This window comes from Algibacter sp. R77976 (genome assembly GCF_044594645.1).
GTDB lineage: Bacteria > Bacteroidota > Bacteroidia > Flavobacteriales > Flavobacteriaceae > Algibacter_B.
In genome coordinates, this window is sequence record NZ_CP138989.1 from 3,187,917 (window position 1) to 3,208,304 (window position 20,388).

Here is a 20,388-nt window from a genome sequence, read left to right on the forward strand (position 1 = left end):
TTGTGGCTAGATCGAATTAAACCTTGATAATAAACCAAACAATGAAATAAAATTAATGATTAAAAAGATAATTAACTCTTTTTAAAAGCTTTACCTCTATAGTAAGCTAAGACAGAAACCACTAATACTAATGCAACTAAAACATAAATAAAGGTTGGAATAGGTAATGGATCTCCTGCAGCATAACTATGAAGCCCAGAGAGGTAATAATTTACCCCAAAAGATGTCATGATAATAGAACCAAAAGCAAAGACACTAGCTGTATTTAATATATAGTTACTTTTTAAATTAGGAATTAAACGAAGGTGTAAAACAATTACATAAACAATTACGCTAATTAATGCCCATGTTTCTTTTGGGTCCCATGCCCAATAGCGCCCCCAAGATTCATTAGCCCAAATACCTCCTAAAAATGTCCCTACGGCTAGCACAAACACACCTATTGTCATAGATATTTCATTAATATAGGTGAGCTCTTTTATTCTAATATCTATTTCTTTCTGAGATTTTTTAGTTTTAAAAATCATGAGTAATAATGCCATAAAACCTAAAATGGCTGAGAGTGCTAATGGCGCATAACTACTAACAATTGTAGCGACATGAATTTTTAACCAAAATGATTTTAAAACAGGCATTAAGTTTGTGATTTCTGGACTTAACCAATCTAAATAACTAACAAACAATAAAGCTCCAGAAAAAAGTGTAGCCAAAGGCAAACTGAAATCAGATTTTCTAAATGTTAACAACCCACAAAGTATTAACACCCAAGAGACAAATACTAACATTTCGTAACCGTTACTCCATGGTGCATGTTGCGCCACATACCAACGTAAAATTATGTTTCCTGTAAACATAAGAAAACTTACTAACGTAATAATTACCAATCCATTCCATAAGAAATCAAGAGCCTTTTTCTTAGTAAAAATCTTTGTAATAGCTAAAACTAAAAGTATGATTCCTAAAACAAAAAACACCTGAAATAACCAAAAATTTAAATTAAGTTGGTTATACCATAACTCTGCCTCTACTCGCTTACGACTTGGAATAATTTCTTTCCCTAAAACATCTTGAAACGTTTTTATATACTCTAAATTTTCGCTGGCAGCAACCCAATTTTTTTCGTTTACATTTTTAAAATAAGTAGGTATAATTTGTTGTGCAAATTGTCCATCCTCACTCGGAAAATCTTTAAAATGATGTGTTTGACTATGCCATTTATTATTCTCATCATTACTATTTGGGAAAATTTTCAAATAGTTTCCAGAAAACACATTGTACAGAATATTAAAGCGTTCATCTACCTTTAAAATTTCTTTATCAAACTCATTTCGCTCTGCTGGTTTCTTTTTATTAGCTTCTTCTACAACATCTGTAAGTATGTATTTTCCTTTCTCACCTAACAATTCTGTGAACGATACCAAACCATCCTCACTAATATTTAAAGCACTTAATAATTCACCTCCTTTTTTTGAATCTACTTTAATTAGAGGTATATATTGCCAAATATTTGAAGCCGATTGCATCGATAAAAAGGCTTGATTTGAACTAAATCTGATACTTTCTCCATGCTCAGTAAACTTAAAATATGGCTTTCGCGTTAGCTTTCTTAAAAACTCAGAAGCTAATGTATTCATTGGTTTTATTCGTCCATCTAAATCTTGAACCATTAAACGTCCAAACAATTCGGCATGTTGTTCATTAACTTCAAGGTGCCCAACCATTTCTAAGTTAATAGTTGGTTTTCCTTCTTGAGAAAAACAAATACTTGTAAAAGAAAAGAAAAGGAGAATTAGTGTGGCACTTTTAAGTTTCAATTTTTTTAATTTTTTATTAATTAATGTAAAGCGAGAAGTTTTACCAAAAAGTGTAAAAAACATCCCTATCATCATTAAAAAATAGCCTAAATAAGTTACGTTTGTTCCCAATGCATCATGGTTTACAGCCAAAACAGTTCCCAATTCATCTGTATCATAACTTGCTTGAAAAAATCGATAGCCTTTATAATCTAAAACGTTATTCATAAAAATACGGTGAGGTATTTCTGTATTATCGTCAATCACTTTTACTTCACTAGCATAAGCAGAAGGGCTTGTAGATCCAGGATAACGTTCTAATTGAAAATCGTCTAAATGAATAGAAAATGGCGCAATTATAGGTTCGGCTCCATAAGATAAATTCAATTTAATGTTATTAACTTCAATATCGTGCTGCACCGGTAAAAAGCCTTCGCGGTATAATAAAGTAACTTGCTTGGTTTGTTCACCAACTTTAACATTTACTACTAGAGCATCATCCTTTTGCTCGTCGTTATCTTTTGGCTTTTCTGAAGCACTTACTAATACTATTTCACCTTTTGGGTGATACGATAGCGGTACAAAAGAGGCATCGCCATCACGATATAAGGTTCGTAATTGTATGGTATGTAAACTATCTTTCACTATAGTACTAGCTGTTTCTGTCGCCATAACAAATGTGCTTAAATCTCTTGGAGATAGAATACTAAAAACACCATCTTTTTCTGTTATATTAATTACGCCGTCTTCTTTAACATAGAAACCTACCTTATGCTTATGGGCACCTATAGCCTCAACCTCTCCCTTTTCAAGAAACACAGTTTCTCTGCCATTACCAGCAGAAACTACCATTTGAATCATGGCTTTTCCATTTTCTGAGTCATCTTTTATTTCAGGAATGGCATCTGCAACAAATTCATTATATGATATTGAAATAGGTGTATTATTAAAGTCTGTATTAATACTAAAATCGTTATTACTTATAGGAGAAAAGCTTAACCTTTTCTTTATGGTTTTAGTTGTTGTACCGTCAGATAAATGAATATGAAGATAGTTATTATCAGATATAATAACATTTGATGATGCACCCTCGCGAATACGCATAATACCTCCATAAGAAGCATAGCGTGTAATACCTGCTCCTAGCAAAATTATTATAAATGCTAAATGAAATGTTAATAGCGCCCATTTTTCGATTCGCCAAAGTTTGTATTTATAAATACTAAGTATAAAACTTATACCTAGACCTAGCATAACTAACTCAAACCACCAAGCATCATAAATAATTTTCCAAGCCGTAGCTGTACCATAATCGTTTTCTACAAATGTTGCTGTAGCCATAGAAATGGCAAAAACGAATAATAAAAAGACTGCTAATTTAGGTGAAGAAAAAAGACGTAAAAGTTTATTCATTGTAATTTACATGTATTATTAAACAAAAAGATACCTTACTTTTAATTAATAAGGTATCTTTTATTATGTTTTACTTTTTATTATTTAGCTACTGAAGACACAGTATTTATTGGTAATTTATCTTCACGAGCTTTAGCCTTTTCAAGCCATTGTGGTAACAAATTCTTTTTAAACTCTGCTTTTTCAGCTCTCAATTTATCCATATCTAAGCCAATAAATTCTTGTGCTTTTTCTTTTGTTGAGATATCTGGCATATCAATGGCTTTGTTATGTCCTAAATCTGCTAATAATCTAGCTAATTTAACACGTGCTTCTTGAGCAATAACTAAACCGCTACCAATAACTCTTGCAGTTTCAACTGGAGAGTGAAACGATGCACCGTGAGATGCAGCAGAATAATCCCATCGCCATTGACCATGACGAATATCTGTTAATATAGGCTTCATTTGAGCTTCTGTTGCTCCTAAGTCCCAACATTTCTTAGCTTCTAAATGTGCTTTTACCAAAAGATCTTCTAATTTTAGTCGGTTTTCTGATGCTTTACGTTGTCTTTCATAAACATTAGCAATTAACTTATTAGATTCTTCTCTATGACATACTTGGCATGCATTAGATGTATTATTTAAAGGTGATTGAATATGGTGGTCTGTGAATTTTTGTCCACCTTCACTTTTATATGGCATATGGCAATCTGCGCAAGATACGCCTCTATCAGCATGAACTCCAGTAGAAAATGTTTCATAACCTGGGTGCTGTGCTTTTAACATTGGTGTTTTACTTAATTTATGTGTCCAATCTGCGAATTCTAAATTATCATAGTAATTCTCCATATCTTCAACTGTCATACCATCTTTCCAAGGGAATGTTAAATAAGGCACACCTTCTTTTCCTGGAATTTTCTTATCGAAATAATACTCAACATGGCATTGTGCACAAACTAAAGAACGCATTTCATTATGAGTCGCTTGGTTAATATCTTTACCCATAGCATCAAAAGCCTCAACAAGTGCTGGTCTTGATATACGAAGCTTCATAGTTTTTGAATCATGACAATCTGCACAACCAATTGGGTTTACAACTTCTTCACCTTTATCTGCCCATTTTCCGCTATAAAATTCAGAAATACCAATTTCATTCATTAAACGTGGTACATCTGGACCTTTACATGTCCAACATGTTGCTGGCATTGGGCCATCTCCTTTTCCTTTTGGTCCTCCTGTTCTTAAAGAGTTTTGAATATCTTCAACAGCATAAGCGTGTCCTCTACCTTGATTATAATCTTTAGAGAAACCATAACCTGCAAAAAGAATGACTAGATTTGGATCTTCTTCTAAAACATCTCTCATCGCAGAACCACCTTGCATAGATGCAAACGATGTATCTGCAGTTTGTAACCAAGACTGATATTCTAAAGGAAAGTTTTCTCCCCAAACAGCATTTCTTGGTTCATTTTCAGCAATATCTACACTTGGCGTATACTTATACTTTGCCTCTGATTTTCTATTAACAATACTTGACGCTAATAGCCCTAGTAAAAAAACCACAACAATGGTTATAATAAATAATACTTTGTTTTTCATTTCTATGCGTTTTAATCTTTAAGTTGTTCTTCCATCCAATCAGGAATAACAAGTTCTTCTTGGTCTGTTGGTAATGGTGCAATATTATATTTTATGGTAGATATACCATGTACTTTTCCGTGTGGTACCAGTTTGTGACAACTCCAACATTGTCTCCCTGTTCTATTTTCTCGATGGCCTTCTATCCAACCATCATATTTTACTTGTGTAACTTGTTGAACATGGCATCGAATACAATTGTTTTGAACAACCTCTTGCGATGCTTCTTTCATTTCTATAACATCTGGTTCTGCTCGTGCTGTAAAAACTGATGCATGATATAATCCGTCTTTAGCCTTAAAATAATACTTATTAAAAACATTATCATGAGGTACATGACAGTCATTACAATTAGCCCATTCACGATGAGAACTATGCATCCAACTGTTATAAACAGGTGTCATAACATGACAGTTTACACAGGCTTGAGGATCGTCAGACATATAAGATGTTATCTTAGATTCTTTTGCCATAAATAAACCCAAGCCAATTATTACACCAATAAAAATAACTGCTGTAGTTCGCCATTTGGTGGCTTTAGGTGGTAATATATTTTTAGAAGGTTCCAATACTATCTAATTTATTTACTTTTAAATAAAGTTGGTTGTACTTTTAATTGTATCCAACCCCAATTATTTGTGTTATCATTTGGTAATCCTGCTTTTATTAAACTCATACTATCTGAGGCTAACATATGTGAATAACCAATACTTAATGTAACATCTTGAGATAAATTTCTATTATAAACAATATCTAACTCTGTTCCTAAATATTTATCCGCACTATTCGTTAAATCAGCATTTGTTAAAAAATAATGTGCTTTAGTAAGCAATGACGCTTTTTCTCCTGATTTAAAAACTAATTTAGCATAAAAATCGTTAAGTCCAACATTATTTCCATGATTTCCAACATAAAAATAATCCATAAAGCCATTAAACTTATGATTTGTTCCGTATAGTGGAAGGAATGATTTGTTTTTTGTATCACCATCTTGATTAGTTCCGCTTAACATTTCAAAACCTAAAGCAAACAATGTTTTTGCAGGTTTATAGCTAGCTTCTAAAGCCAATTGATAGGCACTTAAATCTGTTGTATCATTTGATTTTCCAAACTGGTAATATGCCGATCCATTAAACTTTACATTATTAATAGGAAAGGTAAAATACGATCCGGCTGTTTGTCTATAAAAAACACCATCTGCCATGTCTGAATTTATACCAGTAAGATTTTGAAACCCTGTATTAAGAAACAGGAAACTTGCTGAGCTGTTTTCCCATTTCTTTTTAAGATATGCAAATTGCATAGCTTTATAAGTAGCTGCTCCTTGTATTGTATACACATTACCTACTGAACTTTGTGAATCTTGACTAAAAGCAAAACCAAAGTCTGCAATAAAGCTATCTTTCTTATACTTTATTAATGCAGCATCATGAAAACGACCTTGCATGGCCCAATCTAAACCACCTAAAATACGTTGGTCATCATAAGATAAAACTTGGCGACCTAATTTTGTAGACCAATTTTCATTTACACGGTATTCAATCCAAGCTTGAAATAGAGAAAACGAGTTATTACTATCTGTAGCATCTATTTGTCTAGTATCTCCCCATGTGCTAACATCTTGAATACTCATCATTACATCTAGCTTATCTAAACTATATTTAAAGTTAAGTCGAGATCTTTGTACTACAAATGCTCCAGGCTCAGCATTATCAGGGAATAAATTATTAAATCCGTGTCGATACTCAAAGCGTGGCCTTATGTCCGCTCCTATTTCTAATTGCGCAATTGCAATTTGAGATGAAAAAAACAGAAAGAAAAATAAAATAATTTTAACGAAGGTGAGTTGGTTTTTATGCATTATAATTTTAGTTTGGTTTGGTAATGCAAAGCTGATAATTGTTATCACTATAGAATATGACAATTATCATAAAATACTAATTAAAAACAAAAACTGAAAGACATAGAACATTCCAAATTAGAATGCATTAATAAATTAGCCTATCTTAATTTTGTTGAAAATTTAAGATAGGCTAAACATAATTCTTGGTTAATTAACCAAATTAATATTAAAACAGCTTTTTATAATAATCATCAGCCATTCTTTTTGTAGTAAATTCTGGAATAACATCATCTATTGCATTAAAAACAATATCCTGCCATTTCTTAGGATTATCATAATATGTTGGAATAACCTTAGTTTCTAAAATATGATATAAATTATTGGCATCGATTTTGTCTTGATCCCAAATAGGCAAATGGTGGTCTAAAGCTGGTAAGACGAAACAGTTTTTCTCGTCCTTTTGAAATTCTGGAATCCAGCCGTCATTTGTTGATACATTTACAGACCCATTCATAGCTGCCGTCATACCACTTGTACCAGAGGCTTCACGAGTAATTCTTGGTGTATTTAACCAAACATCTGATCCAGATTTTAGTTTTTTAGATAATTCTATTTCATAACCAATCAAAACGGCAATATTAGGTTGACTTTTTGATTGATGAACTAAATGGTTAAAAGTATCTATGGCATTATAATCAAATGGATAAGGTTTACCGGCCCAAATAATCTGCACCGGATATTTTTCGTTTGATACGAGTCTTTTAAAACGATTAAAATCATGTAATAATAAATCTGCTCTTTTATACTCTGCAAAACGTCTTGCCCAAACAATTGTTAAAACATTCGGGTCGAATTTCTTGTTAGTTTGCTGAGATACAACATCACATAATTCCTTTTTTAATTCTGTTTTACGTTTTTTATAAGCTTTGGCGTTTTTCTTTAAACTTGTTTTCTTGATTGTTTCATCTTGCCAAAACTTTTGATTTTGCGCATTGGTAATTGGTATTATCTTACTAATACCATCGTAATCTTTCCACATATCATTCGCCACAATAGCATGCAATTTTGAAACCGCATTGGCTTTTTTTGCCATCCGCAAAGCGGAGATGGTATAATTTATCATACCGTCATTAACCATTTCCTTTTCAAGTTCTTCATTAGAAAGTGTTTTACCAAAAAAACCACATCTATTTAAATGTCGGGCTTCGCGTTCTTCATTTCCTGCCTTTTCAGGAGTATGTGTAGTAAATACCATTTGGCTTTTTTTAACACCTCTATCTCTTAAATAGTAAAATGCTGGTAGCGCATGCCCTTCATTTAAGTGATATGTATCAGCTCCGCCTAAAGCTTCAACTACTTTTGCTCCTCCAATACCTAACACAATACTTTGTGAAATACGAGTTACTGGATTACGGTCATATAAATGATTGGTAATAGTTCTGGATAAATGATCGTTTCCATCTACATCCGTACTTAAAAAATACATGGGTACCGTTCCGAAAATTTCGGGTTTTAAAACATAGGCTCTAACTTTTACATGTGGATTGTCATGAAGTTTAATTTCTACTTCTATTCCAGTATCTTCAAGAAAATCGAAATGTTTTTCATTAAATTCGGTTCTCAAGGTTTGGTCGTCGTTTCTCGCTTGGTCATAATAGCCATATTTCCAAAGCATTCCAACACCAATCATATTCTGTTTTAATTCAAAACCAGATCGCATGTGAGACCCTGCCAAAAAACCGAGTCCACCAGAATAAATATTAAAAGCTTGATCGATTCCAAACTCCATACTAAAATAGGCTACTTTCTTGTTATAATCTTTTGCAGGTTTATACGGATGATACCATTTGCAATATTTATTAATCATAATTGTATATAATTTTAAGTCATAAACTTATCAATAATTACCTTTTAGATTCATGATTTTTATCATAAGACCTAATTGATAATTTTGAAAAAATAATTTTTGAAAGTTTAGGAATGACTTTTATTTATTAACCATAAACACTCCAGAAACATAAGGGAACACCATCAATGTCTGATGGCTATGATTGTAACCAAAAGGTATTAACAGAGCGTATAAATGGTGTTTTAAAACAAGAATTCTCATTTTATAAATGCAATAATGCTAAAGGATTAAAACAATTTGTAAAAAAATCACTAAAACTTATAATAATAAAATACCACATTTGAGTCTTAACATGAAAACACCTAATTTTATACTCAATAAAAAACCAGAGAAGTTAACTTCTCTGGCTTAATTTATGTAAAAACTGTCAACCTTTTTTAGGACGACTCATAATTACTTCACAAAAACTTTTAAAAAAGAATATGGAAAAACACCAAGTGAATTTATAAAAGATAACCATTAAAACAGTATTATTAATATATAAAACGTTTATGAGCAAATTACAAGACTTCCAAAAATTAGTTATTTCTAATGCTGCTAATGCAACAGGGTTAAAAGTTGGGGACAAAGCGCCAGATTTTATATTACCAAATGCATTAGGACATTTAATTCCACTTTCAGATTGTTTAAAAACAGGACCAGTTGTATTAAAATTTTACAGAGGTGAATGGTGCCCAATTTGTAATCTTGATTTGAGAAATTTTCAACAATATATAAATCAATTCAATACATTAAACACAAAAATAATAGCCATAAGTCCGCAAAAGCCTGATGATACCTTAACTATTACACAAAAAAACGAACTTGGTTTTGAAGTGTTAAGTGACAGCAATCAAGACGTTATTAAGGCATATAACTTACAATTTAACCCCGGTGAAGATTACCACCAAAGGCGTGATCTTTCTCTTGAAAATGGAGATGGATCAATAACACTTCCTGTGCCAGCAACTTTTGTAATTGATACAGATTTCACAATAATTGCTTCTCACGTAGAGGCTAATTATACAGAACGTATGTCGCCATCAGAAGTTTTAAAGGTTGTTCAAGAGATGAATTAAAATACACTTTAAAAGCATGCTAGTTACTTAAAATAATATATTAAACCGGTATGCTTTTACTTCCCGATACAGAAGTTAGCAAAAATATTACCTAGTAGATCATCGTTAGTAATCTCACCTGTAATTTCACCAAAATAGTATAACGCTTGACGAATATCTATAGCCATTAAATCGCCAGACAAACCAGATTCTAGACCTTGTTTAACTTTATCGATTTCTTCAAAAGCTTTTAATAAAGAATCGTAATGACGTGAATTGGTTACAATAGTATCGTTATTTCTCAACGCTCCAGTATTAACAAAGCTTAAAAGTTTGTCCTTTAATTCATCTACGCCTATGCCATTTTTTGCAGATAATAAATGAATTTCTGGAATATCATTTTCTACAAATTTAATTTGATTTTCATTTAACTTATCAACTTTATTGGCGATAATAAGCAATGGCTTAAGTGGGTATTTATTTTTAATTTTCTCAACTTCAATTTTAAATGAATGCACAAAAGATTCATCTTTAAAATTTGTGCTATCAGCAATAAAAATAACCACTTGAGCTTGATCTATTTTTTCGAATGTTTTTTTAATCCCTATACTCTCAACCACATCTTTAGTTTCTCGAATACCGGCGGTATCAATAAACCTAAACCCTATACCTCCTATTGAAATTTCGTCTTCAATAGTATCTCTAGTGGTTCCTGCAATATGAGAAACTATAGCACGCTCTTCATTTAAAAGTGCATTTAAGAGTGTAGATTTTCCAACATTGGGTTCTCCTACAATAGCCACAGGAATTCCGTTTTTAATCACGTTACCAACAGCAAAGCTATCTATTAATCGTTTTAAAACAAATTGAATACGTTCAACTAAATCTTTAAATTGACCTCTATCTGCAAACTCTACATCTTCTTCAGCAAAATCGAGTTCTAACTCAATTAATGATGCAAAATTTAATAGTTCTTCACGAAGTTTAGCAATCTCTGAAGAAAACCCACCTCGCATTTGTTGCATCGCAATTTGATGAGACGCTTCATTATCACTTGAAATTAAATCGGCTACAGCTTCCGCTTGCGATAAATCTAATTTCGCATTTAAAAATGCACGAAGCGTAAACTCCCCAGCGGTTGCCATTCTGCAACCTTTTCTAACAAATAACTGTATAATTTCTTGTTGTATATAATTAGAGCCATGACATGATACTTCTACAACATCTTCACCTGTATAAGAATTAGGGTTTTTAAAAACAGATACTAAAACTTCGTCAATAGTTCTGCCGTTATCAATAATATGCCCTAAATGGATGGTATGAGTTTTTTGGACGCTAAGCGTCTTTTGGCTTTTTACAGATTTAAAACATGAGTCTGTAATCTTAATTGCATCGCTTCCAGATAGCCTAATTACAGCAATGGCACCTGCACCAGATGGTGTTGCTAAAGCTACAATGGTGTCTTGATTTATCATACGGCAAAAATACTAAATTAGAAAATGAAATTTAACACAAAACATTTTAGTAAATCTGTAAAATTACCTTCTTTAATTTATTAATTAAACAAATGTTAAAGGTCGTATTGATTTTACCATTATATACTAAGTAACAAATTATTCAAAAAAATGAATATTCAATATAATAGATAAGCAAAAACACAAGTATTTACATGTTTTTTACTCACAACAAGTAAATTTCATAATAATCGGGATTACATATATTTAACACATATATATTATGCAGGCATAGTATATTTGCAAACGCATTTTTTAATCCGGATGTGACGAAAATATATATTATGTGTCACAATAACAGACACTTACAAATCACTAATTAATTTTTTAACGCCCCTATAACAACGAGGTATAAATTTGCAAAATATGAAAATAGTTGAATCTGATTTTTCTGACCAAATTATAAAGTTCGTAAAGAACCAATTAGGCAATATCTTTTTCTTTAATCATATTGCCGTTGTAGAACTTCATGAAGGCATTCATTTTGATAAGAGTAATGCCCATGTCATAATAAACGAATTAAATTCATATTTTGGAAATTCACAACCTTATGGTGTTATTGCCAATAGAATTAATTCATATTCCATAAATCTTTTAGAGACTACACTGTACAAAAAATTAGCAAAAAACTTATTTGCTTACGGTGTTGTTGGTCATGACCTACCTAGTAAAATGAATGCAGAAATAGAAAGTGGTTTTTGTAGTTCAGAAAAAGTAGATTACGATACTATTTCCGAAGCCATTAACACAGTTTATAATAAAATAAAAAATAGTGGCGCCTTTACTTTAAATTAAATAAATACCATCAGGTTTTATTTCAATTAAACGCTTTTTATATAAAGTTCCAACAGCTTTTTTAAAGTTCTTTTTACTCATTTGCAATACATCTTTAATAGCCTCAGGACTCGATTTATCTGTTAAGTTTAAAAACCCACTATTATCTTGTAGCTCTTTCATAATACGGTCTGCGTTGGGCTCTATATTTCTATAACCAACTTGTCCTAATGCAATATCAAGTTTATTACCAGGGCGTATTTTTTTAACAATACCTTTAAGTTTATCGCCAATACTTAAATCCCTAAAAATACTGTCTTTATAAATTAAGCCAATGTGTGTTTTATTCACAATAACATTCATCCCAATATCAGACGGATGCGAAACAATTAAATCAACCTCTTCAAACTCACTAACAGTAAGCTCACTATTATCTAAAAAACGGTTGGTTTTACTAGAAGCTACTAACCTTTCGGTCTTTTCGTCCAAGTAGCAATGCACCAAATACCAACCTCCAGATTTCATTTTAAAAGCTTGCTCACTAAACGGGCAAAACAATTCTTTAACCAATCCCCAATCTAAAAAAGCACCATAATCCGTTACTTGGTTACAACGTAATAAAGCAAATTCACCGCGCTTAACATACGGCATATCTGTAGAGGCTACAGGGCGCTCCTCATTATCCAAATACACAAAAACATCAAGTTTTTCCCAAATCTTAAAATTCTCTGGCACATAACGGTTTGGCAATAATACTTGGTTATCCTCATCATCAACCAAATATATACCATGGTCAGTTTCTCGAAGTATTTCTAATGTATTTATTTCCCCTAATTTTATCATGCCACAAAGGTAACATTTTTTAAATCTTACCCTAAGTAAAACTAAGGCAACTTAAAGTGCATTCTATAAATTATTTGGGCGTATCCCTATCGGGTCGGGCTTTCACTACTCGCTTCCTCCTACGTCGGCGAGCTCAAACATACCGTTCAATCCCTTACGCACTTTTTGCAGCAACAGTATAACAAGCAAACAATAATCCATACCCTATAATTTTAGCACAAAAAAAGCGCTACAATTATGTAGCGCTTAAATATTTTATATAAACTGAGTTTTAGTAAATAGACTCTTTACCAAAATGTTTTGTAAGCATATAATAAACAACAGCTCTGTATTTGTTACGGTTAGATTTACCATAAGTCTCCATAACAGATGCAATAGCTTCGTCTAATTTAGGTCCATCACTTAATCCTAATTTCTTAATTAAGAAATTATTTTTAACAGTAGCTAACTCAGAATCGTCAGATCCAGATACAGTAGCAGCATCTTTATTATAAATAGATGGCCCACAACCAATAGTTACTTTTTTTAATAAATCCATGTCTGCGTTAATTCCGCATTTGTCTTTTAAATCTGCAGCATATTTTACAATAAGCTCATCTCTTTTACTCATAATTATATAGTTTTATATGTTAGAAAATAATTTAATTGTTGTCCGTTATAAAGATAACTATATTTTAGACACATTAAATATCAAATCGTCACATTATTACTTAATAAATTCAAAATAATTTAATAGAACTTCATCATTAACATGTTTAGGTGTAAAAACCTCTAGTAATTTTGGTGCATTGTCATCAAAATAAAAAGATTCCAAACTAGCTTTAAGACTCGCTTCATTATCTGCAGAATCGTACTTAAAACCATACATATTACATAAATGCTCGGCAGTTAAATTATGATTGGTTTCAAAATACGTATCGAAATTCTCAGTATTTTTATGTCCTGGTAATATTCTAAAAATACCACCACCTTGATTATTCACAATTATAATCCTGAAATTTTTTGGAATATAATTATTCCAAAGCGCATTACTATCGTAAAAGAAACTTAAGTCGCCTGTTACAAAAATCGTTGGTTTTTCATTAGCAACCGCGCAACCAATAGCTGTAGATGTGCTCCCATCAATACCACTAGTACCTCGATTACAAAACACGGCAATACTTTTATTTATTTTAAATAATTGGGTATAACGAATGGTAGAACTATTTCCAGATTGTAAAATATAATCTTTAGGAATCGATTTTAAAACACTATTAAACACCTTAAAATCTGAAAACGGGATAGCTTCCATATACGCTTTATGGCGTTTTGTTCTGTGTTGCTTAACGGCTGCCCAAGTTGCATTATAATCGCTCTTTACATAATGTGTTACCTTTGGTAAAAAAGCTTCAAAAAAAGCATTTGGCGATTTTTTAATGTGATTGTCCAAACAAAAAAACGTATCGTTAGCATCTTTACTATCAATATGCCAATGGTGTTTGGGTTTATACTTTCGTAAAAATTGTTTTATTCGTTTCGAAACAATTAAACCTCCAAAAGTTAGCAAAATATCGGGCTGTAAATTTTTCTTTTCAGCATCATTAAGTGGGGTAATTAACTTATCAATACTCGGAAAAAAACTAGAGTGATGTATGTTAGATGTGGTTTCTGTTAGTACAATTACACTATCATCTTCGGCCAATTCATCTAACCACTTTTGTTCTATTTCATTTGGTCCATTAACCCCTACCAAAATCATTTTTTTAGAAGCTGTATTCCAATCTTCAAAACAAGATTGCAATACATAATCCTCAATAGCTTCTGGCTTAATAGTAACTTCTGTAGCTTTAGGAGCAACACTTAATTTGTCAACGGTGTCATAAAGCGGTTCATCAAAAGGCACATTAATATGCACAGGTCCTTTTTTTAGGTTTGCAAAATTTATAGCAGTATTTATTTCTTCTTCATTATAGGTTTGAATATCCTTTTGTAAGCCCAACAAACGTTCAAACTTATTCTCTAAATTTTTAAAAATAGGAAGCTCTTCATCAGTAGGCACTTGTTTTTCATCTTTTATATCCAACTTTAAATTAGCCGAATATAAAATATGATTTTCAAAAACGTTTTTCTGGTTTATGGTTTGCCCATCGCCAATGCCAACCAAATGTTTAGGTCTATCTGCCGATAAAACAACCAACGGAATATCGCTAAAAAAAGCTTCAGAAACTGCTGGGTAATAATTCAATAAAGCACTCCCCGAAGTACAAACAACAGCTACCGACTCTTTTAATTGTTGCGCAATACCCAATGCAAAAAATGCAGCACAACGCTCGTCTACAATACTGTAACATTTAAAAAAATTGTCATGTGTAAAACCTATAGTTAAAGGCGCATTTCTACTTCCTGGAGAAATAACAATATGCTTTACACCTTTGGCTTTACAAAGTTGTATAACGGTTTGAGCAAGCGGAATTTTTGGGTAAATCATGTAGCAATTTTGAACTTCAAAAATACAAAATAGCCATTTAAATTACCACTTATAGAATAGATTTAATCACTAATGATTTTGATACAGTTTCTGCCCATTCACTTTCGGCATTAGAGCTTTCGGTAATACCACCTCCTACATAAATAATCGCCTCTTGGTCTTTAAGTTGCATACACCGTAAATTAACATATAACTGTGTGCTTTTTCTAGTTACAGCATAAGCCCTATTTTCAATGTTGCGTTTGCTAGATCGTGGTGCAATGGTTTTCTCTCCATTTAATTCGCCTAAAAAACCCGTATAGAATTCGCGGTTATAATTCTCATTTTCCAAAATAAATTGTTTCGCCATTTGTTTTGGCAATCCGCAAACCGCTGGTGTTGGGTGTAAAGCTTCTATAACTTGTTTTAAAGGTGTGTTTTGTTTTAACTGTGCGGAAATCATGGTTTTTAAATGTACCAAATTACCAGCCTTTACCGTTTCAACATCCGATACTTTAAAACTATCAACCGATGGTTTTAAGTTGTCAATTATAAAATCGGTTACAAACTGCTGTTCTTGTTGCTCTTTATCTTGCCAAACCACATCTAAACTGCCTTTATAATCTTGTGTGCCAGCCAATGCCATTATTGAAAACCTGCTACCTTCTATTTTAATTAAAGTTTCTGGCGTAGCACCTAACCACAACCCAACTTTTGGATGATACCAACAATATACAAATGCCGATGTATAGGTCTTTAAAAGCTGTTTAAAAATAGTAAACGGATTACCTTCTGAAAGCGGCACCTTTTCTTGTCTTGATAAAACAACTTTCTTTAAGTCTGAATTATTAATTGCTTCAACACCTTGTTTTACGAGTTTAATGTGAACATTTTTAGATGCTGTTGAAACGGCATTATTCACTAAGCGAATTCCAGCATTCGCAGGAATAACAACCTGCTCTGAAATACTTATAACTTCTGAAAATTCATCGGGAATCAACACCGTTTTTTCAAGAGCATCAAACGGCGAAAACACAAAACCGGTTTCATTAAAATCTTTTGTATAATGTAAACTCGAATCGTTTTGCAACCGTGCAGAAACAATCCCTTGATTAGGTTTTCTATAGGTTACAAAAGGTAATTTATTTATAAAATGCGCTTCAATACGCTCAAAAAAATCGTTTGAAGTCATGTTTATTTTTTAGGCAAAGTAATGGTAGATAACTTACAGATCGATATTAGGTTATCGGCTTCATCCGTTACACGAATATCTATTAATTGTGTGGTTCTACCTTTGTGTAAAAATGTAGCTTTGGCATAAACAAAACCTTCTGTTATGCTCTTTAAATGGTTGGCTGTAATTTCAATACCACGAACAAAAAATTTATCGGTATCTATAAAAATATGCGACGCAAAACTCCCTACACTTTCTGCTAAAGCTGCGGTAGCACCACCATGCAAAACACCGTCTGGCTGATGCACTCTAGGCGTAACAGGCATTCTAGCAACCAAAGTATCTTCACTATAATCTATAATTTCAATATTTAAGGTTTCCATTAAGGTGTTTTTACAAGCTTTATTCGCTTGTTCCAACATATCTTTTTTAGATAATTGCATAGAATAGTTTATTTTTATTGGATCAGATTTCCCGATATTTTTATCGAGATTTCCGTTGAAATTATCATTCCCGAGAAATCGCGAATCTGAATAAAGACTTTCTTTATTCGCAGTTGTAAAAGTACAAAATGCTTGGATAATGTTTAGTAAATAAAATTCAAATAATGAGATTCCTTCTTCGCCAGAATGACAAAACGAGGGAATAACAAAATATAACTATGAAAACACCAACTCTAGAAAACAACCGTGTTAAACTTTCGCCTTTAAGTTTAGAAAACTACACGCAGCTCATAGACATTGCAAAACAAGAAAACTTGGTGCAATACTCGCCAAGTAAAATAGACACCGAAGAAGATTTAAAAACCTATGTAAAAACCGCATTAAAAAGGGCTGAAGAAAATAAGGCCTTACCCTTTATTATTTACGATAAAGAAAAACAGGCTTACGCTGGTTGTACGCGTTTCGGGCATATAAATGCACACAATAAGGTTTTATTTATTGGTTGGACTTGGATTGGGCGCGAATTTCAAAGTACGGGTTTAAACATGAATATGAAGTTTTTAATGCTGCAATACGCCTTTGAAACTCTAAAGTTTGATAAAGTTGGTTTTACAATTGACGAACGTAACATACGCTCGAGAAAAGCCGTTGAAAAAATTGGCTGCACGCTTGAAGGTATTTTGAGAAACGATATTCTTATGCTTGATGGTTTTAAGCGTAGCACCTGTTGCTATGGTATTTTAAAGGAAGAATGGGACGGTATTAAAAACGGCGTTTTTAAAGACTTTTTCTAAGTAAATGACAAAAACATTTTTAAGGCTAGTAAGTACTATGCCTTAAAATTATATAAGAAAAATGGCTCCATGATTAAAAACACCGCTAAAGTCCCCTCAAGGGGACAATCTTCCAATTGAACTGAGTGATTTGTCCCCTTGAGGGGACTTTAGGGGTGTAAACCATCAATACTTGTAACGTTTAAAACACGATATTGCTAGAAAGGATATAAGCGATTTGAATTTATAAATATAATTCTATAGACAATGAGGTTCCTCATGCTTCGGAATGACAAAATGAAGTAAAATCCCAACTTGTCATTCCAACAACGGAGGAATCTCATAATAGGTTTTAAAAATCGTATTAAAAAGATTAAATACTTATTCTCGATACAAATTTCACTCATTTCAATCGCAAAATTCACTCCAATTGACAGCATTTATTTAAAATACAAGTTCTAACTCGTTTTCTGTAAACTTTTATTTTTTGCCTTTAAAATAGCCAATTGCTTTTCTAAAAAGGTAATAACATCGTCTGTTTTATGACTGGCTTTGGTTGCCACATTTACAAATTCTTTTTTTATTACTTCTTTACCAGAAGTCGCTGTTTTGCTTAAATCGTCTTTAACTTCTTTAGCATCACTAACAAACTGATCTTTAATAGTTGTTGCTTCTTTCTTTAATTTGTCTCTTGTGGCACTACCCTTTTCTGGTGCCAACAAAACACCAATGGTAGCCCCAATGGCTGTACCTGCTATTATACCTAGAGTTATAGTTGCTTTATTTATTATCATTTTTTTCTTGTTTTAAATGGGTTCTACTTATATGTAGTAAAACTTCTTATTTTGTTACAAACAAATTCTATTCCAAGGAGTTATAAAATTGTAGAATAATGAAAAAAACACCTCCCAAAAACTTGAAAGGTGTTCCATTATTAAATTTTAACTATAAACTATTCAGCTAATTTCTTACCTGTAATTTCACGTCCGCCTTGCAATAGCGTTACACTATCTACAACTCCAGCTTCATTTTTATTAAAGGTTAATTGGGCTGTAACTACTTTTAAATAAAATTCGGTTTCAGATTTTGGAAACACATCAAACACCGGTTGCCCTGTGGCTTGTGTTTTTAATTGACTACCTTCTCTAGTAACGGTTAAAACAAAGCCTGGCATGAGTTCGTACTTGCCTAAATAGGTGTCTAAAATAGCCTCTGAGACTTTAATTTCTTTTACCAAATCGCTAACATCATCTCCCAAATCTTTTAAATGTTCTATACCGCTTTGGTTATTTGGGTTTAGCTCTACCGATTTTCTATAGTTTTTAATAGCTAAATCGTTTTGCCCTAAAGTCATTAAAGCTTCACCATAACTATCATATGCGTTTGATGATTTTGGAAAGGCTTCAATAATAAGTTCGAATACTTTAGCAGCTTCTTCAACTTTTTCATTCCTCATTAACTTATACCCCATATCATTCATCTCACTTTCACTTAAAGTATAAGTTTCATTAGCTTTAATACTTTTATAATGGGTAATTCCTGCGTCTATGCCTTCAATTTCAATAACATCATAAACAGCATCTGCAACCGATTTTTTAGGCATACTATATTCTTTATCATTTATAATACCTAGAATGGCTTTAGTCATACTTTGCAACGGTGCGCCGCCTGTATTATTTAATAGCACAATTAACGATTTGTCTGATGGTGTTCTAGCAATATTGGTATTAAAGCCATTTATACCACCACCATGGGCAATAACGTAAATACTATCTTTAGATTTACCGAGGTTTTCGTAACCTACGCCCCAACCATACGCATAATGGTTATCTCCCCAAGCGGAGATATAGGGTTTAAAAAATAAATCCATATATTTCTTAGACAGTATTTTGTTGCCGTATAAGGCTTGATCCCAAAGGTATAAATCTTCGGCTGTAGAATACATCGAGCCCGCAGCATACGGAATAGACATATCTAAATATGCCGAATTCACATAACCACCACCTTGTTTTTCGTAACCTGTGGCTCTGTTTTTTAAAATATCTGCATGATTATCGTAACCCGTAGCAGTCATGTTTAAGGGCGTGAAAATCTTTTCATGAAGTTGTTCTTCATAAGTGTTTCCTGTTAGTTTTTCTACAATAACACCTAAAAGGAAATAACCAGAATTACTATAACTAAATTGCTTTCCTGGTTCGAAATCTAGTTCTTTTTCATAAAACTTTTTGACGAATTCGTCTGGTGTATATGGATTACGACTTTCTTCCTCAAAAAACTTAGGAAACGATGTGTAATTTGGTATGCCAGAGGTGTGTGTTAAAAGATGATGCACCGTAATTATATCTCCTGTTTCCTTTGGATACTCTGGAAGGTATGTGCTAATAGGTGCTTGTAAATCTAATTTACCCGCTTCTGCCAATTGTAAAATAAGCATGGCTGAAAATTGTTTGGTAATAGAGCCTAAACGGTGTTTAGTATTTGGCGCATTAGGAATATCCCATTCCATATTTGCCATTCCGTAGCCTTTTTTAAAAATAACTTTTCCCTTTTTTGATACTAAAACAGAGCCGTTAAACTTGCCGTAGTCTTGATATTTACTAATAAGCTGATCTATTTTTTCGGCTTTTGATTGCGAAAAAGAAACGCTACTACATACTAATAACGCCAGCAAAAACAAAGCTTGTTTTGCGTGTGAAAAATCGAATTGTGATTTCATAAGATGATTTTTTGATTGATGAATTTTATTTTGATTGTTTATGTATGACGTTAAACAACCCGAATAAGTTACAAAAAATCAATAAAAACTT

General features: G+C 32.4%; 17 protein-coding genes. 4 read left to right on the top strand and 13 right to left on the bottom strand.

Going from position 1 to position 20,388, the window contains the following annotated elements; translation table 11 throughout:
- Window positions 1-71: 71 nt before the first annotated feature.
- From ccsA to glgP, 5 genes are all read right to left on the bottom strand, one after another.
- On the bottom strand, window positions 72-3,206 hold the full coding sequence (gene ccsA / locus SJY43_RS13555) for a cytochrome c biogenesis protein CcsA (protein WP_396601284.1): 3,135 nt from the start codon (window positions 3,204-3,206) through the stop codon (window positions 72-74).
- Between the two features lie 80 nt (window positions 3,207-3,286).
- A complete protein-coding gene (gene nrfA, locus SJY43_RS13560; protein WP_396601285.1) occupies window positions 3,287-4,786 on the bottom strand; it encodes an ammonia-forming cytochrome c nitrite reductase in 1,500 nt (499 codons plus the stop codon).
- A gap of 11 nt (window positions 4,787-4,797) precedes the next feature.
- Window positions 4,798-5,394, bottom strand: coding sequence for a cytochrome c nitrite reductase small subunit (gene nrfH / locus SJY43_RS13565; protein ID WP_396601286.1), 597 nt, complete (start codon window positions 5,392-5,394; stop codon window positions 4,798-4,800).
- Between the two features lie 11 nt (window positions 5,395-5,405).
- Window positions 5,406-6,686 (bottom strand): alginate export family protein, encoded by a 1,281-nt coding sequence (locus SJY43_RS13570; RefSeq protein ID WP_396601287.1) that lies wholly within the window; start codon window positions 6,684-6,686, stop codon window positions 5,406-5,408.
- A gap of 208 nt (window positions 6,687-6,894) precedes the next feature.
- Complete coding sequence (gene glgP / locus SJY43_RS13575; protein WP_396601288.1) at window positions 6,895-8,535, bottom strand: alpha-glucan family phosphorylase; 1,641 nt, start codon at window positions 8,533-8,535, stop codon at window positions 6,895-6,897.
- A gap of 406 nt (window positions 8,536-8,941) precedes the next feature.
- Between glgP and SJY43_RS13580 the strand changes: the two genes are divergently transcribed.
- Window positions 8,942-9,040 carry an AraC family transcriptional regulator gene (locus SJY43_RS13580; RefSeq protein ID WP_396603416.1) on the top strand — a complete coding sequence of 33 codons (99 nt, stop codon included), beginning with the start codon at window positions 8,942-8,944 and terminating at the stop codon, window positions 9,038-9,040.
- 28 nt (window positions 9,041-9,068) lie between these two features.
- Window positions 9,069-9,635, top strand: coding sequence for a peroxiredoxin-like family protein (locus SJY43_RS13585; RefSeq protein WP_396601289.1), 567 nt, complete (start codon window positions 9,069-9,071; stop codon window positions 9,633-9,635).
- A 56-nt stretch (window positions 9,636-9,691) separates the two neighbouring features.
- Here the strand turns inward: SJY43_RS13585 and mnmE are convergent, their stop codons facing one another.
- A complete protein-coding gene (gene mnmE, locus SJY43_RS13590) occupies window positions 9,692-11,089 on the bottom strand; it encodes a tRNA uridine-5-carboxymethylaminomethyl(34) synthesis GTPase MnmE (protein WP_396601290.1) in 1,398 nt (465 codons plus the stop codon).
- 405 nt (window positions 11,090-11,494) lie between these two features.
- On the opposite strand from mnmE, the gene SJY43_RS13595 reads away from it, so the two are divergent.
- Entirely contained in the window at window positions 11,495-11,923 is a 429-nt protein-coding gene (locus SJY43_RS13595; protein WP_396601291.1) for a hypothetical protein, read from the top strand.
- Here the strand turns inward: SJY43_RS13595 and SJY43_RS13600 are convergent.
- From SJY43_RS13600 to SJY43_RS13620, 5 genes are all read right to left on the bottom strand, one after another.
- Window positions 11,915-12,745 (bottom strand): S1 RNA-binding domain-containing protein, encoded by an 831-nt coding sequence (locus tag SJY43_RS13600; protein WP_396601292.1) that lies wholly within the window; start codon window positions 12,743-12,745, stop codon window positions 11,915-11,917. The two genes, SJY43_RS13595 and SJY43_RS13600, sit on opposite strands and share 9 nt — an antisense overlap.
- Window positions 12,746-13,016: 271 nt before the next feature.
- Window positions 13,017-13,355, bottom strand: a complete 339-nt coding sequence (locus SJY43_RS13605; protein ID WP_396601293.1) for a DUF2853 family protein — start codon at window positions 13,353-13,355, stop codon at window positions 13,017-13,019.
- A gap of 96 nt (window positions 13,356-13,451) precedes the next feature.
- Window positions 13,452-15,212, bottom strand: a complete 1,761-nt coding sequence (menD, locus tag SJY43_RS13610) for a 2-succinyl-5-enolpyruvyl-6-hydroxy-3-cyclohexene-1-carboxylate synthase (RefSeq protein ID WP_396601294.1) — start codon at window positions 15,210-15,212, stop codon at window positions 13,452-13,454.
- 49 nt (window positions 15,213-15,261) lie between these two features.
- On the bottom strand, window positions 15,262-16,383 hold the full coding sequence (locus tag SJY43_RS13615) for a chorismate-binding protein (protein ID WP_396601295.1): 1,122 nt from the start codon (window positions 16,381-16,383) through the stop codon (window positions 15,262-15,264).
- A gap of 2 nt (window positions 16,384-16,385) precedes the next feature.
- The gene (locus SJY43_RS13620; protein ID WP_396601296.1) at window positions 16,386-16,808 is read right to left on the bottom strand and encodes a PaaI family thioesterase; all 423 of its coding nucleotides are present in this window, start codon (window positions 16,806-16,808) and stop codon (window positions 16,386-16,388) included.
- A 218-nt stretch (window positions 16,809-17,026) separates the two neighbouring features.
- Between SJY43_RS13620 and SJY43_RS13625 the strand changes: the two genes are divergently transcribed.
- On the top strand, window positions 17,027-17,602 hold the full coding sequence (locus SJY43_RS13625) for a GNAT family N-acetyltransferase (protein ID WP_396601297.1): 576 nt from the start codon (window positions 17,027-17,029) through the stop codon (window positions 17,600-17,602).
- A gap of 437 nt (window positions 17,603-18,039) precedes the next feature.
- Here the strand turns inward: SJY43_RS13625 and SJY43_RS13630 are convergent, their stop codons facing one another.
- Both SJY43_RS13630 and SJY43_RS13635 read right to left on the bottom strand, forming a co-directional pair.
- On the bottom strand, window positions 18,040-18,375 hold the full coding sequence (locus SJY43_RS13630) for a YtxH domain-containing protein (RefSeq protein WP_396601298.1): 336 nt from the start codon (window positions 18,373-18,375) through the stop codon (window positions 18,040-18,042).
- Between the two features lie 158 nt (window positions 18,376-18,533).
- The gene (locus tag SJY43_RS13635) at window positions 18,534-20,297 is read right to left on the bottom strand and encodes a serine hydrolase (protein WP_396601299.1); all 1,764 of its coding nucleotides are present in this window, start codon (window positions 20,295-20,297) and stop codon (window positions 18,534-18,536) included.
- Window positions 20,298-20,388 lie beyond the last annotated feature (91 nt).